Below are 15,244 nucleotides of genomic sequence, written 5' to 3'. Positions count from 1 at the left end.
TCACATAGTTATCTATGTTCTCGAAAATTCATATGGTTACCATCGTGTTGCAATTGAAGTCTATTGGGTATGGATGATTCACCAAGCCTTAAAACGATTAGCGATTAAACCCGAAATTCTGATGCCAGTCTACTGACTCCCAAGCCATTCACTTTTTCCACTTTGATCTGAACAGGAATGCGTTCTTTCATTGCTTCAACATGGCTGATGACTCCAATTGTTTTGCCTGACGAGTTCAAGTGATCCAAAGCATCCAGAGCGATATCAAGGGTTTCTGGATCAAGTGTGCCAAAGCCTTCATCGAGGAATAGGGATTCTATCTGGGTTTTGTTACTCACGAGATCAGACAGCGCCAGTGCGAGTGCCAGGCTGACGAGAAAGCTTTCGCCACCAGAGAGGGTTTTGGTATCCCGAACGGCATCCGCTTGCCAAGTATCGACGATTTGCAATTCCAGCCCTCCATCGTCTTTGCGCTGCAAATCGTAGCGCCCATGTAATTTTTCCAGTCGAATATTCGCCAGATGGATTAAGTGATCCAGAGTTAATCCTTGAGCAAAGCGGCGGAATTTAGCACCGTCTGCGGAACCAATCAGGTTATTGAGGTAACTCCAGTCATCGTAGTTTTGTTGTAAGTGGGAAATTTGTGCCAGGAGTGTTTGTTGTTTCTGCCGACGCATAGCATCACTGTTCAGTATGGTTTTGACTTCACCTTGCTGTTGATTGTTATGTTTCAATTCTTCACTAATGTTAGCTAATATCACGGATACTTGCGTCGGTTCATATTGTTTAAGTAATTGGGGCTGTGTTTCAGTATGTCGCTGTAAGGCGGTTTCTGATTCATGGTGCCGTGTTTTGGCTTGCAAATGATGCTGTGTAAGCTGCTCTTGCAATTGTTGCAGCTTTTCCCGTTGTTCAGGTTCCAGCAGGACCTGTTCAAAGGCAGATTGATCGGTAAATCCTTGTTGTTCCAATCCGCTTTGGAAAGCGCTGGCGGCAAGTTTGCATTGTGTTTCGGCGGTATTGCTGTTTCTTTCAATTTCACTAGCTGCACCAGTGAGTTGGTTCATCACGTTTTGTCGCTGTTGCAGGTGTGAAGTAGCCTGTTTGCAAGCGATGTCCAGCTCATTAGTTTTTTGCTGTAATGTCTGACGAACGGTGCTAACGGATTGTTCCCCAAATAAATGATGACGTTCCTGAGTTGTTTGTTCCAGTAACTGTTTTTGCTGCTGCTGTTTTTCGTTCAGGGCATGAAGGCGGATCGTCAGCTTAGTTTTTTGCTTCTCTAATTCATTCGATTGACTTTGCAGGGCAGCCTGTTCTTGCTGTAACTGTTGCCATCTTTCGCGTGAATCATGGTAGGTTTTTAACTCAGTTTCGCGTTGTTGCAGCCAGATTGTGACTTCTTGCAGAGAGGGCAGAGCAAAAGGCGTATGTTGTAAATCGCTGACTAATAGCTCTGTCGTGGCTGTGTATTCAGTTTTTGCCTGTCGAAGCTCTGCTGTGTTTTCTGCCAGTTGTTTTTGGTGTGAATCTAATTTGACCTTTTCCAGCTCAATAGTTTGTTCAGATGCTTTGCGCTGTTCACGATTGGCCGACAGCGCTTTTTCCGCCGCTTGATGTGCTTTTTCTGCTTGTAATAATGCTTCGTATTGTCTTTGATGCTGCTGAGCGGCAGATTGCCGTTGACCAATGAAATTGTTCACGGGTTCTGTTTCCATTGGTAATTCAGCGGCTTGTAACTGTTGGCAGTGGTGCTTCCACTGTTGCGTTGTTTCTGTCAGTTTCTCGATTAATTGAGCCGTATTTTGCTGTAATTGTTGATTATTTTGCTGTTGAATCTGCTGTTTCTGCTGTAGGGCAGAACGGTTTGTTTGTAGCTGCTCTATTTGATGACGTAGAGATTTTAAGCGTTCTTCTGACTGTGACAGGGTAATGTTCTGGTATTCGATGACTAAAGGGTGTTTTGTGGCGCCGCACAGTGGGCAGGCTTCACCTTCTTTTAACTGTGAACGCTCCTGTTCCAGGCTGGTGATCCGCTGTTCCAAACGAATTCGATCAGCAAGATCTTCATGATGCTGCTGTTTTTCCGTTAACTGTTGATCTAGTGCGCTGATCTGCATCGGCAAGGGTTCCAGTAATGCCTGATACTGTGCTGATTGGGTTTGATTGATTGAGATTGTGGTCTGTAATTGCCGGATCTGAGGCAATAATATCTCAAGTTGATTCTGTGATTTCAGTTGTTCCTGATAGTCTGATAACTGTTTTTGCAATTGTTCCGGTGGATGACTTTCCTGCAAATCAGTCAGTTGTTTTTCGGTAAGTATCAGATTGTCTTGCAGTGGCTGGTTTTGCTCTGTCTGTTTGGCTAACTCTGTATTTAATGTATTCAAGTGATGGGTTATACGAGCCAATTCAGTGCTAATCTGCTGTGTTTTTTGTGTAAATTTGGCTATCTGTATTTGCTTCTCTTTCTGACGTGAAAATAATTGCTTCCACTCAGGGAGTTTGCTGTCTAAATTACGGCAATAAGGGTGCTGATCGTCGTACGTTTCCAGCGTTTTTTGTTCATTATGCAGCGTATCTTTGCGATTTTTTGCTACTTGGTATTGGGTGGAAATTTCTGCCAGCTCACGGTTTTGCCCGGTTATTTCCTTCTCTAGGGTAAGCAGATCTTTTGATTGAGTATCAATCTTGTGATCGAGTGGCATAACCTGCTCTGAGATGAGCTTTTCCTCTTGGATTTGCTGTTGCTGGTGTTCTTCCCGCGTTTTTTCCAAATCGGTAAGCTGTTGTTGAGCTGGCTGTAACAAAGAAAGTTGTCGCTGGCGATCATGTTCTATTTTTATACGCTGTTCAGTAACTCGTTGTTTTTCGCTAAAGGCTCGGTTTTGCGCATCCCATAGTGAACGGATTTTTTCTGCGGGTTCGCTGGCGGCAAGTTGTTGTAATTGAGGTTGAGCGTCTTGTATGGTTCGCTCAGTCTGTTGCAAAAGTGCAGTGCTGCTGGTTATTGATTGTTGTAACTCATCTTGCCGGATAAGCCACTGTTCGGCAGATTGAAAAGCCTTAATCTGTTGGCTGAGTTGAGTTTCTGCCGTAATAAGTTGCTGCTGTTCGTTCTGGTATTTTTCTATTTGCTCTGGGGTTAATAACTCAATGCCGGAAGCGGTTGCCTGCTGAATATTCAGTTCAGCTTGGGCTTGTTTATGACGTTGATAAATTTCCTGAGACAGAATGCCGTAAATTTCTGTACCCGTCAGTTCTTCCAGCAAATCAGCCCGATCTTTATCATCTGCATTTAAAAATGCGGCAAAATCACCCTGTGACAGAAGTATGGATTTGGTAAAACGTTTGAAATCAAGACCGGTTATTTCAGCGATCTTTTCTTTTTTATCAGGGATCTTATCGGCTAAAATCTTGCCCGTTTTCTTGTCCGCTAATTCGCCTTTTGGAGATTGAAGTTTGCCATCAGCTTGGTTACGGGCGCGGCGCTGGCTCCAGAATGCACGATAAGCCACGCCTTTGACTTCGAATTCCACTTCTGCCAAGCACTCCGCAGTATGACGAGTCATCAACTCATTCTGGGTAGCAGAAATAGTACTGAGCCGTGGTGTTTCATGATACAGGGCAAGGCAGATGGCATCCAGCAAGGTGGTTTTTCCTGCTCCTGTTGGGCCGGTAATGGCGAATAACCCATTGCTGGCAAAAGGCTCTGCCGTAAAATCAATTTTCCATTCACCTTGCAGAGAGTTGATATTTTTCAGCCGTAAGCTAAGAATTTTCATGTGCGTGAATCCTCAATATTATTGCTGAGAAATATCATCCAGCGTTTGCTTAAACAGGGTTGTCAGGCGTTGCTTCTGGGGCTGATCTTCAATTTCAGCCAGTACCAGTCGCCGCTCGAAGACTTCATGCACGCTGAGTTCATTGAGCGTTTCTTTATTTGTCTCAGACAGGGAGATTTGGCGTGCCGCCTTTCTGCGCCGTAACAGAATGATTTCAACGGGTAGATCCGCAGTCATGGTTTGAATGCGTTTTTGGATATCAGGCAGGTAATCTTGAGTAGCGACTTCAATATCCAGCCAGACAGGACGTTCTCCTTGATATGCTTTGAACGTCTGTAATTGAGCCTCAATTTGTTGCAGATTTCCACGGATCAACTGCATTGGTTGATAACTTGGGATGGGCAAAAGAGTGACGTTATCAAATTTGTTTTCTTTAAAATCAACCAGACAGACGCTTTTTTCTTGCCCGACTTCATCAAAACTCAGGGGGATCGGGGAGCCGCTGTAACGGATATGGTCTGATTTAGCGATGATCTGTGGGCGGTGGATATGCCCTAATGCAATATAGTCAGCAGGTGGGAACGCTTGTGCGGGGAATGCGTCCAACGTACCAATGTAAATATCTCGAACAGAATCCGAAGTGGAAGCGCCCACTGTGGTCAGGTGTCCGGTTGCAATAATTGGCAATGGCTGGCCGAGTTGTTCCCGTAATGCATCGGCTTGCTGATAAAGTTGGTGATAGTGTTCAGTAATGGCATTCTGCAATGCCTGCTGTTTTTGCGTGGCTGACTGACCGGCCTGGCTGGTCATGATATCCCGTGGACGCAGGTAAGGAATGGCACAGAGAATGGCTCCCGCTTCGCCATTTTGGTTATTCAATACTTTTATCTGCTGCTGGATGTCGGCGCCTGCGCTGGCTATTACTGTCGTATTCAGACAAGAGAATAGCGATTTTGATTCATTGAGCGTGGCGACGGAATCATGGTTTCCGCCAAGAATGACCAGCTGGCAGCCAGTGGGCTGTAGCTCCACAACGAACTGGTTATAAAGCTCACGGGCATAGCTGGGAGGAGAGCCAGTATCAAAAATATCGCCGGCAATAACCAATGCATCAACCTGATGCCGTATGATTTGCTCAATAAGCCACTGCAAAAAGTGCTGATGTTCTGCGGCACGATTTTTGGTAAAGAAATATTGCCCAAGATGCCAGTCCGACGTATGAATGATTCGCATGTTTTCCTACCGTTGCCCAAGAGTCTTGCTTATCTGTTTCAAGCGCTAATTATAATGAGTGTTTGAGGTCTGTCGTGTGAAATTCTGACTTTGTTCACGAATTTTCGAGCGGGTTCGCAATCATAATGAAATATGACAAAGCACTCATAAACTCTATGCAAAATAGATTGCAGTTTGAGAATTGAGAAATAGGATTTTCATAAATTTGTCATAAAATTGACTCATAATGACTTAAAGTGAATATTGCTGACTTCAATAATATTAATGGGATTAACCATGGCTAAACGCATTTTGGTAGTTGAAGATGAAGTCCAGATTCGTGAAATGGTTTGTTTGGTGTTGGAACAAAACGGCTATCAGACCTTTGAAGCAGAAGACTATGATGTTGCTGTCGGGCGCTTGTCGGAGCCTTATCCCGATTTGGTGTTATTGGATTGGATGCTTCCCGGAGGTTCAGGAATACAGCTTATTAAGCAGATGAAGCGTGATAGCAGCACCAGAGATATTCCTGTCATGATGGTAACGGCTCGTGGAGAAGAGGAAGATCGCGTTCGTGGTCTTGATGTCGGAGCTGATGACTATATCACTAAGCCTTTCTCTCCCAAGGAATTGGTTGCCCGTATCAAAGCGGTTCTGCGCCGCACTTCTCCCATGTCGGCGGAAGATATTATCAATATGGATGGGCTGATACTGGACTCTTCCTCCCACCGTGTTTCCAGCCAGGGGCAAAATGTGGAAATAGGGCCAACGGAATTCAAGCTGCTCCATTTTTTCATGACGCATCCAGAACGTGTTTATAGTCGTGAGCAATTGCTCAATTATGTGTGGGGCACCAATGTCTATGTGGAAGATCGCACCGTTGATGTGCATATCCGGCGTTTGCGCAAAGCGTTGGAAGTAGGGAGACACGATAGAATGGTGCAGACGGTTCGTGGTACAGGGTATCGCTTTTCTACTCGTTATTAATGCATCTGTTTTTCGTTGGTGCTGATTGGCAATAATCTATTTTCATGCCGGAGAGAATTACGTGCTTGAGCGTTTATCCTGGAAGAAGTTGGTATTGGGGCTTGTTCTTTTTTGTCTGCCTGCGGTCATTTTGTCTTTCTTTATCGGATATTTACCGTGGCTGCTGGTTATTGCGTTATTTCTGGCACTGGTATGGCATGGCTACAATTTATTGAAATTATCTGACTGGTTATGGCTGGATCGCAGTATGTTACCCCCAGCGGGGCGGGGCGGATGGGAGCCAATCTTTTACGGCATTTATCAGTTGCAGCAGCGTAACCGTAAGCGGCGCCGGGAACTGGCATTATTGATCAAGCGCTTTCGCAGCGGCGCTGAGTCATTGCCGGATGCGATTGTGATGATGACGACGGAAGGCAATATTTTCTGGTGTAATCGTCTTGCCCAGCATTTGCTAGGCTTCCGCTGGCCAGAGGATAATGGTCAGCATATCTTCAATTTGCTTCGTTACCCAGATTTTAGTCGCTATGTTACGGCAGGCCACTTTTCCCGTCCTTTATCTATTGAGTTGAATAATGGTCGTATGGTGGAATTTCGGGTGATGCCTTATTCAGAAGAGCTGCTATTGATGGTTGCCCGTGATATTACGCAAAAACGACTGTTGGAAAATGCCCGCCGAGATTTTTTCGCTAATGTCAGCCATGAGTTAAGAACGCCACTAACGGTACTGCAAGGCTATCTGGAGATGATGCAGGAGCAGGAGCTGAATGATAGAACAAACCAGAAGGTGCTCGGTACGATGCAGGAGCAGGTGCGGAGAATGGACGGCTTGGTGAAGCAATTATTACATCTCTCCAGAATTGAAGCCGGGCCGCAAGTGGACATGAACGAGGTGGTTGATGTACCCGGCTTATTGGTGTTGTTGCAGCAGGAAGCGTTGGCATTGGCGAATAACCAGCAGGATATCGTGTTTAATATTGATGAAAAATTGAAAGTTTTCGGCAACGAAGAACAACTGCGAAGCGCCATGTCGAATCTGGTTTATAACGCTGTCAATCATACTCCGCCGGGAACGCGTATTGAGGTTAGCTGGAGTAAATCGTCTCAGGGAGCATGGTTTAAAGTACAGGATAATGGTTTGGGGATCAGTGCAGAACATTTACCGCGCCTGACCGAACGTTTTTATCGTGTTGACCGTGCCCGTTCGCGGCAAACTGGGGGAAGCGGGTTGGGGCTGGCGATAGTGAAACATGCACTGCATCATTACAATACCCAGCTTGAGGTTTCGAGTACGGTGGGAAAAGGTTCCACATTCAGTTTTTTATTGTCTCCCGGGCTTATTGTTTCTGCCAAACCGAATTTAATTAAAAAACAATAAGTTTAATATAATATAGTGGTAAACGATGCAGACAGAAAAATGATTTATTAATCAATATGAACAAAAAAAGTGCAAATCATATAGTGTGTATTCAATGATAGATAATAAGAATGACTGCTTTTAAATATTACTTTAGTATATTGTACTGCTTTTTGGTTTGATGCTTGCCTTTTGGCGCTATAAAAGTTTTACTTGTGGGCAGTTGTTGGCGATTCTAGCTGTAATTACCACTATCATTCTGTATTTCCCGATTATCAGTGAATATTACGTTGATCACTTATTGTCAAATCAGAATCCGGTTTCGCCAGTGAAAATTCAAGTATTTGCAATACTGACTATTGCACATGCAATTCTTTTGACAACAATATATTAACAATCATTATGGCATACCGTTTATCATCTAAGGATATTTGGGCATTAGGCTTTATGACTTTTGCCTTGTTCGTAGGCGCGGGGAACATCATTTTTCCGCCCATGGTTGGCTTGCAGGCTGGTGAGAATGTTTGGATCGCTGCGCTAGGTTTTTTGCTTACGGCTGTTGGTCTACCGGTCATCACTGTGATTGCTTTGGCGAAAGTCGGTGGCGGGATTGAAGCGCTAAGTTCCCCTATCGGTAAAACAGCAGGTTTGATACTGGCTACTGTTTGCTATATGGCTGTTGGCCCTTTATTTGCAATACCTAGAACTGCAACTGTTTCCTTTGAGGTCGGGATTGCTCCGCTAATGGGCTCTGGCAAACTTCCGTTGTTCATCTATAGTGTCGTTTATTTTTCACTGGTGATCTTGGTTTCTCTGTATCCGGGGAAATTACTGGACAGTGTTGGGCGCGTGCTGGCTCCGATCAAAATTCTGGCACTGGGCATTTTAGGCATTGCTGCGGTGTTGTGGCCAGCAAGTGATCCCATCCCTGCCATTCAAACTTATAAAGAAATTCCGTTCTCAAATGGTTTTGTGAATGGCTATTTAACGATGGATACACTGGGTGCTATGGTATTCGGCATTGTTATTGTCAATGCAGCGCGCTCCAGAGGTATTGAATCTTCTTCACTGTTGACTCGCTATACGATGTGGGCAGGTCTGATTGCAGGGTTGGGCTTGGTACTGGTATATCTATCTCTGTTCAAGCTGGGAGAAAGTAGTGGCACATTGGTGCCGAAGGCTGAAAATGGTGCAGTGATTCTGCATGCTTATGTACAGAATGTCTTTGGCGGTTATGGCAGCTTCTTCCTTGCAGTGTTGATTTTCGTTGCCTGCATGGTAACTGCGGTTGGTTTGACCTGTGCTTGTGCTGAATTTTTCAGCCGTTATTTGTCATTGTCTTATCGTGCGCTGGTTTTCATCCTCGGAACCTTCTCTATGTTGGTCTCTAATCTTGGATTAGACCACTTGATTAAATTCTCTATTCCGGTACTGACAGCAATTTATCCGCCTTGTATTGCGCTGATCCTGTTGAGCTTCACAGTACGCTGGTGGAATAATGTTACTCGCATTCTGGCGCCTGCTATGGTAGTTAGCCTGCTGTTTGGGGTTTTGGATGCGGCGAAATCGTCTGAGTATCTGTCTCACTTACTACCAGCATGGGCAATTCATCTGCCGTTGGCAGATAAAGGGCTGGCATGGTTGTTGCCAACGGTACTAGCTGTGGTTGTGTGTGCTCTCTATGATCTCATTGTGGGAGAAAGTAAAGTCCCAAAGCGTGAAGTGCAGAGATAGCCTGAGACCTGTAAAAAGGGTGAGCATATCAAACGGCTCACCCTTGTTTTTTACATCGATTTGTTTATATAAACCTTTTACACTGCTTTTTTAGTAGCCAATGGCTGCACCAGCAGGTCGCCGGACATCGTTGGAGCCATAGATATAGCCTTCACGAACCACGCCTGATACCGCTGAGTCATTGCCTGATGAGTTGGTGGGAGAGACACCGACAGCGCCCGGCAATCCAATCATGATCAGTTCCGCCGCGCCCCACGGTGTCTGTTCTACCATTTTGTAATCCATTTTTTCCAGCACATTCAGGGTATCTTTCGAAAGGCCACGCTGTTCATAGTAGACTTCATCAGGCAGCCATTGATGGTGAATGCGCGGGCTGTTGACGGCTTCTTGCGGTGGCATGCCAAAATCAAGGATATTCAAGGCAGTCTGTAAGGTGATGGAGATAATCCGTGATCCACCTGGAGAACCCAATACCAGAAAGATTTTGTTATCTTTGGTCACGAGTGTTGGGCTCATCGATGATAGTGGGCGCTTACCGGGGGCGATGGAATTGGTCGCTCCCTGAACAAGCCCATACAGGTTTTTCTCACCAATTTTGGTCGTGAAATCATCCATTTCATCGTTGAGGAAAAAGCCGGTTCCCGGTGCAATCACGACGGCACCAAAACGCCCGTTGATTGTGTAAGTGGTTGATACGGCATTGCCATCTTTATCTACGACAGAGTAATGGGTCGTTTCTGGTTTTTCATGGGGACCAACGCCCGGCTGAACATTTTTTGAAGGTGTCGCTTTGTTTGGTTCGATCTCTTTTCTGATAGATTCTGCGTAGCTTTTGCTTAACAGCCGATCAAGTGGGTTTTTAATAAATTCAGGATCGCCCAGATAGGTATTTCTGTCCATGTAGGCGTGGCGCATGGCTTCTGTCAATGTATGGATATAAGCTGCGGAGTTGAATCCCATGGATTTGAGATCATAGCCTTCAACAATGTTCAGTATTTCGCATAGGGTGACGCCACCAGAACTAGGTGGTGGGGAAGAGATGAGTTTATAACCGCGATAGCTGCAAGTGACTGGTGTTGTTTCTGTGATGTTATAGTTGGCGAAATCTGCTGCTGTGATAATTCCCCCCGATTTTTTCGATGACTCTTCAACTAATTGGGGGATTTTGCCATGATAAAAGACATCTGGCCCTTTCTTAGCAATCAGTTCCAGCGTATTGGCCAAATCGGTTTGGACTAACTTATCCCCGGGTTGGAAAGGTGTACCATCTTTGCGCAAGAAAATACGGGCAGCCTCTGGATCTTGAGTAAAGCGTTTGACGGTAGTGTCCAGAATATCAGTATCGCCACGAGTCAAAATATAGCCTTCACGCGCCAGTTTGATAGCCGGTGCCATAACTTGTTCGCGGGTCATTGAGCCGTATTTGTGCAGTGCGGCATCTAATCCCATCACTGTGCCGGGGACGCCAATAGCTTTATAGCCATACAGACTGGCACCTTTGATGACATTCCCGTCTTTGTCCAGATACATATTGGCGCTGGCCGCAGCAGGTGCTGTTTCGCGGAAGTTAATGAAAGTATCTTTGCCGTTTGCCAGATGAATGGTCATGAAACCACCCCCACCAATGTTGCCACAGCAGGGATTGACAACTGCTTGGGCATAACCAACGGCAACAGCGGCATCAATGGCGTTCCCGCCCATTTTGAGAATATCGACGCCAACTTGTGAAGCTAAGTATTGTGAACTGACTACCATGCCTTGTTTGGCTTCAATGGCAGGCTCATAAGCGGCATAGAGGGAGGAGGAAACTAAGAGCGATACAGCGACAAAAGGAATTTTCCATGCTTTTAACATGATGGTACTCCTAAGAATAAGTGGTTGGAGTAGGACTCCGTGAGCTGTGATATCAATGTTAATTTTTTGTAATCAGCATTATCTAACGCTTAGGATTTTTGAAAAGCAATTTTTTGTGCGCAAGGTAATAAAATGAGAAATTTTAGATAAGAAAAACCAGCCGACAGAGCGGCTGGTTTAGGGGAATTCATTAATAACGTGATGCTATCAATGGAGACAACTCTGACGGGAATTACAGTTTGTCAGCGTTTTTGGTCAGGTATTTTGCGACGCCTTCAGGGGACGCACCCATACCTTCCTGACCTTTTGCCCACTGTGCAGGACAAACTTCGCCGTGCTCTTCGTGAAATTGCAGTGCGTCAACCATACGCAGCATTTCATCGATGTTACGGCCCAGTGGCAGATCGTTAACGACTTGATGACGAACAACACCGTTTTTGTCGATCAGGAAAGAACCACGCAGGGCAACACCCGCTTCTGGGTGCTCAATGCCGTAAGATTTCATGATGTCACGTTTGATGTCAGCAACCATTGGGTATTTGACTTCGCCGATGCCACCTTCGCTGATTGGGGTTTTACGCCATGCGTTGTGAACGAATTCAGAGTCGAAGGAAATGCCGATGACTTCAACACCGCGCTTTTGAAATTCTTCATAACGGTGATCAAACGCGATCAGCTCAGAAGGGCAAACAAAAGTGAAGTCCATTGGCCAGAAGAAGATAACGGCTGGACGACCATTCAGGTGTTTTTTTAGGTTGAAATTACCAACGATTTCACCGTTACCGAGAACCGCTGCGGCTGTAAAGTCAGGGGCTTGGCGGGTTACTAGAACCATAATTGACTCCTGTGATTTTAAAAAGGTGTTATGTAGAAACGGGTTACAGCATAAGGAATTAGGGTAAAGCAATAAAGGATAAAATACCAATTGATATAATAGGTTTTGCCTATCAATAATTTGCTTTTAATTCCTTTTAGCCTAAATAAGATAAAGCTATTTGGAAAAAGTGCAAGGTTCTGGCGAAATATCTTGCTCAAGCAGTCGCTTATCTGTCGCCAGTGCCATCATGTGTGGATAAAACTTCCAAAATAGTGCTTCAAAATCAAGATAATGCATTTCGATATCTTGATACGATCCTGCCAGTGCTGATAATTTAGGGCGTCTGTGAGCCATACCTTTCAGTACATTGGCAATGCATGACATATCGGCATAGCGGATAAGCAGATTTTCTGACCAGAGATATTTGTTCAACTCCTGAAATTTTTCAGGCGTGAAGCTAAGATGCGGCTCTATCTGACTACAGGCAAGATGTACAAATTCAGGCAGGGAGTAATTTTTTTCAAGTTTGTCCCAATGCAGAGAAAGGAAATGATCCCAGATGATATCAAGGGTAATGGGAGCTACGCGTCGATACTCGCTACGAAACAGTGTGCGCGCTTCGGTGACCAATGGATGGCTGTCCGTCAGGCTGTCTATCCTACGGTGCAGGCGAATACCTTCTACAATATCGGGGCTGAATAATCCTTTTGGAGAGCCACGGACAAAATCCGCCATTAAATTGCCCAGTAAGGAACTTTCCGATAATGCAGCCAAATGAAGATGTGCGAGAAAATTCATAACGAGAGTATACCGGAAAGAGTGAAACTAATATGCTTCTTTGTTGCACCCTTGTGCGTGCGGCACTAGACTAGTCCGCCTGTTTTTTTGAATGATACAGATAAAATGCGTGTCGCTGATTTTACATTTGAACTGCCAGAAGAGCTGATTGCTCACTATCCCCAACCGCAGCGGAGTGGTTGCCGTCTGCTTGCCCTTGATGGCGAAACCGGAGGGCTGACGCACGGTATTTTCACTGATGTGCTGGATAAGCTGGAAGCCGGTGATCTGCTGGTTTTCAATAACACCCGAGTTATTCCTGCGCGCCTGTTTGGTCGTAAGGCGACGGGTGGGAAATTGGAAGTTTTAGTAGAAAGGATGCTGGATAATAAGCGAGTACTTGCTCACGTTCGTGCGTCCAAGGCACTGAAAGAAGGTGCAGAGCTTCTGCTGGGCGAAGATGAAAGCATCAGGGCAACAATGCTGGCGCGCCACGATACTTTATTTGAAATCCGTTTTGATGATGATCGTGATGTATTGACCATTTTGGATGAAATTGGTCACATGCCGTTGCCACCGTATATTGCCCGTCCTGATGAAGAATCGGATCGCGAATTATATCAGACGGTCTACAGTGAACGCCCTGGCGCTGTTGCTGCACCGACCGCCGGGCTGCATTTTGATGAACCCCTGTTGGCCGCACTGCGTGAAAAAGGCATCGATATGGCGTTTGTTACCCTGCATGTCGGCGCAGGGACGTTCCAGCCTGTGCGGGTGGAGACCATCGAAGACCATATCATGCATGCTGAGTATGCAGAAGTTCCGCAGAATGTCGTTGATGCGGTATTGGCGTGTAAGGCGCGTGGCAATAAGGTTGTAGCCGTGGGCACAACGTCCGTCCGTTCATTGGAAAGCGCGGCTCGTGCCAGCCAGAATGGCCTTATCTCGCCATTTTTTGATGATACCCAAATCTTTATTTATCCGGGATTTGAGTATCAAGTCGTTGATGCGCTGATTACCAATTTCCATTTGCCTGAATCCACGCTTATCATGCTGGTTTCTGCATTTGCGGGTTATAAAAATACCATGAATGCTTATAAAGAAGCGGTAGCTGAAAAGTATCGTTTCTTTAGTTATGGTGATGCGATGTTTATTAATCGCAACCCTGTGGCAGCGAAAGAGAAAGTATCGTAATTCCAGCTTGGCTGGCTTGAACGATGTTTAAACATAACATCAGACTGTTTTTCTGATACAGAGAAAATCAAAACTGAGGTATTAGACAAAAATGTAATTTAAAATCAGCCAGTTAACAACTTTAAATGTTGTTTCTGGCTGCTACATTTATCGGTCTGTGTCAAAAATGTGACAACACCGCTATATTTGGCTAAATGTTCGCCACTTAAGTGAGCGTACTTATTTACCATTTCCAGAGTCTCCCATCCGCCCATTTCTTTCAGTGCCATTAATGGGGTTCCGCTCTGAGCGTGCCAACTCGCCCATGTGTGTCTTAGGTCATGAAACCTGAAATCATCGATCCCTGATTTTTTTAACGCCCTGTCAAAATCAGTACGGCTTATTTGCTTTATGCGCTTGGCGTTAGATGAGAAAACAAACTCACATTCTCTTGGCAAATTACGCAGAATGGAAACTACTTGATCATTCAGTGGAACCGCCCTGGCCTTTCCTGATTTTGCGTTTTCTGCGGTTATGACAGCAATTCTTCTATCAATATCAACATTGCGCCATGTGAGAGAAAATATCTCGCCTTTTCTCGCACCAGTGAGCAGAGCAAAAGACACTAATTTTTTCATCCAGTCCAAAGACAGATTATTTATTAACTCAACCGCCTGATGCCTTTCAAGCCACCTTACGCGTACTTTAGCTTCCCTGAGTCGCGTCACATGGTGCGGCTTGATAATCCATCCCATCTTGTAAGCTAGAGAAAATGACCGCATAATAAATGCCCTATACCTGTTCTGGGTGGCATTAGATAACTTGCTCTTTGTCTCATTGCTATGGGTAGGCAGAGAGTTAGTTATCTCTTCGCTGGTGATTGATGATATCTTTCTCCCTTTGAAGATAGAAAGAAAATATCGGGCGTAGATTTGTTTATTAGCGAAACATGATTGAGGTTCCGCATCTCGCAAGGCCATGATAATCATTTCCTCAAAATATCGCTCAGGCTGTTTATCTAGCCTTTCGAGTTGCCACAGCTCATGTTTCACCTTGTCGTGATACTCCTGGGCTTTTAATTTGTCCTCCGTGCCAGTAGATCGTCTAATTCTTTCGCCATTTGGCGCTGATACATCGATCCAGTATTTGTTACTTCTTTTGTAGATCGGCATTGTGCTTTCTCCTTGCCACCGACTACAGCCAGCCGGAAAACATTATTGTCTTTTAAGTCTTGCTGTTCAAACTTTTTCAGGCTCTCTTCATTTGCTCTCCAAGAGCCACCGACTCGGAACATATGATATTTCAATGGATTTCTATATATGGTGTTGGTAGATATTTTGAGTTTTTCAGCCAATCCCCTGACGGTATAGTAATCATCTGCCATTCTTCATCTCCTTATCAATCATATCGACGTAGTATCTCAACCACATCACAGGCAAGAATTTGCTCTTTTGATGTGGCGACATAGCGGTTTCAAATCGGGGTAGGTACTGAGTGAGTATTGTTGCGGTTTGCTGGTCTGTTCGTTTTTTGTGGTGCTTGAGTTCTTTC

The 15,244-nt window shown here is 45.0% G+C and carries 11 protein-coding genes; 4 read left to right on the top strand and 7 right to left on the bottom strand.

Annotated elements, in window-relative coordinates; translation table 11 throughout:
• Positions 1–104: 104 nt before the first annotated feature.
• Together PSI22_RS16815 and sbcD are read right to left on the bottom strand one after the other, a co-directional pair.
• Entirely contained in the window at positions 105–3,785 is a 3,681-nt protein-coding gene (locus PSI22_RS16815; RefSeq protein WP_273580749.1) for an AAA family ATPase, read from the bottom strand.
• Between the two features lie 18 nt (positions 3,786–3,803).
• Positions 3,804–5,018 carry an exonuclease subunit SbcD gene (gene sbcD / locus PSI22_RS16810; RefSeq protein ID WP_273580748.1) on the bottom strand — a complete coding sequence of 405 codons (1,215 nt, stop codon included), beginning with the start codon at positions 5,016–5,018 and terminating at the stop codon, positions 3,804–3,806.
• A 276-nt stretch (positions 5,019–5,294) separates the two neighbouring features.
• Here sbcD and phoB point away from each other — a divergent pair, with 276 nt between their 5' ends.
• From phoB to brnQ, 3 genes are all read left to right on the top strand, one after another.
• The gene (phoB, locus tag PSI22_RS16805; protein ID WP_273580747.1) at positions 5,295–5,984 is read left to right on the top strand and encodes a phosphate regulon transcriptional regulator PhoB; all 690 of its coding nucleotides are present in this window, start codon (positions 5,295–5,297) and stop codon (positions 5,982–5,984) included.
• Between the two features lie 61 nt (positions 5,985–6,045).
• Positions 6,046–7,359: a phosphate regulon sensor histidine kinase PhoR gene (gene phoR / locus PSI22_RS16800; protein WP_273580746.1), complete on the top strand. Its 1,314-nt coding sequence runs from the start codon at positions 6,046–6,048 to the stop codon at positions 7,357–7,359.
• Between the two features lie 381 nt (positions 7,360–7,740).
• The gene (brnQ, locus tag PSI22_RS16795; protein WP_273580745.1) at positions 7,741–9,072 is read left to right on the top strand and encodes a branched-chain amino acid transport system II carrier protein; all 1,332 of its coding nucleotides are present in this window, start codon (positions 7,741–7,743) and stop codon (positions 9,070–9,072) included.
• 90 nt (positions 9,073–9,162) lie between these two features.
• On the opposite strand, the gene ggt is transcribed toward brnQ, so the two are convergent.
• From ggt to PSI22_RS16780, 3 genes are all read right to left on the bottom strand, one after another.
• Positions 9,163–10,926 (bottom strand): gamma-glutamyltransferase, encoded by a 1,764-nt coding sequence (gene ggt / locus PSI22_RS16790; protein ID WP_273580744.1) that lies wholly within the window; start codon positions 10,924–10,926, stop codon positions 9,163–9,165.
• A 232-nt stretch (positions 10,927–11,158) separates the two neighbouring features.
• Positions 11,159–11,761: a peroxiredoxin C gene (locus PSI22_RS16785; RefSeq protein ID WP_038187436.1), complete on the bottom strand. Its 603-nt coding sequence runs from the start codon at positions 11,759–11,761 to the stop codon at positions 11,159–11,161.
• Positions 11,762–11,917: 156 nt separating this feature from the next.
• Positions 11,918–12,541, bottom strand: a complete 624-nt coding sequence (locus tag PSI22_RS16780; RefSeq protein WP_273580743.1) for an acyl carrier protein phosphodiesterase — start codon at positions 12,539–12,541, stop codon at positions 11,918–11,920.
• A gap of 105 nt (positions 12,542–12,646) precedes the next feature.
• Here PSI22_RS16780 and queA point away from each other — a divergent pair, with 105 nt between their 5' ends.
• Positions 12,647–13,714 carry a tRNA preQ1(34) S-adenosylmethionine ribosyltransferase-isomerase QueA gene (gene queA / locus PSI22_RS16775; protein ID WP_273580742.1) on the top strand — a complete coding sequence of 356 codons (1,068 nt, stop codon included), beginning with the start codon at positions 12,647–12,649 and terminating at the stop codon, positions 13,712–13,714.
• A gap of 104 nt (positions 13,715–13,818) precedes the next feature.
• On the opposite strand, the gene PSI22_RS16770 is transcribed toward queA, so the two are convergent.
• Both PSI22_RS16770 and PSI22_RS16765 read right to left on the bottom strand, forming a co-directional pair.
• A complete protein-coding gene (locus PSI22_RS16770; RefSeq protein ID WP_306310619.1) occupies positions 13,819–14,865 on the bottom strand; it encodes a site-specific integrase in 1,047 nt (348 codons plus the stop codon).
• Positions 14,769–15,077, bottom strand: coding sequence for a helix-turn-helix domain-containing protein (locus PSI22_RS16765; protein WP_273580740.1), 309 nt, complete (start codon positions 15,075–15,077; stop codon positions 14,769–14,771). The genes PSI22_RS16770 and PSI22_RS16765 overlap by 97 nt, the downstream gene beginning before the upstream one ends.
• Positions 15,078–15,244: the final 167 nt, after the last annotated feature.

It is taken from the genome of Xenorhabdus aichiensis, assembly GCF_028598775.1.
GTDB lineage: Bacteria > Pseudomonadota > Gammaproteobacteria > Enterobacterales > Enterobacteriaceae > Xenorhabdus > Xenorhabdus bovienii.
Note: the sequence above shows the minus strand (reverse complement) of the source record. Positions and strands in the feature narration are given on the sequence as shown.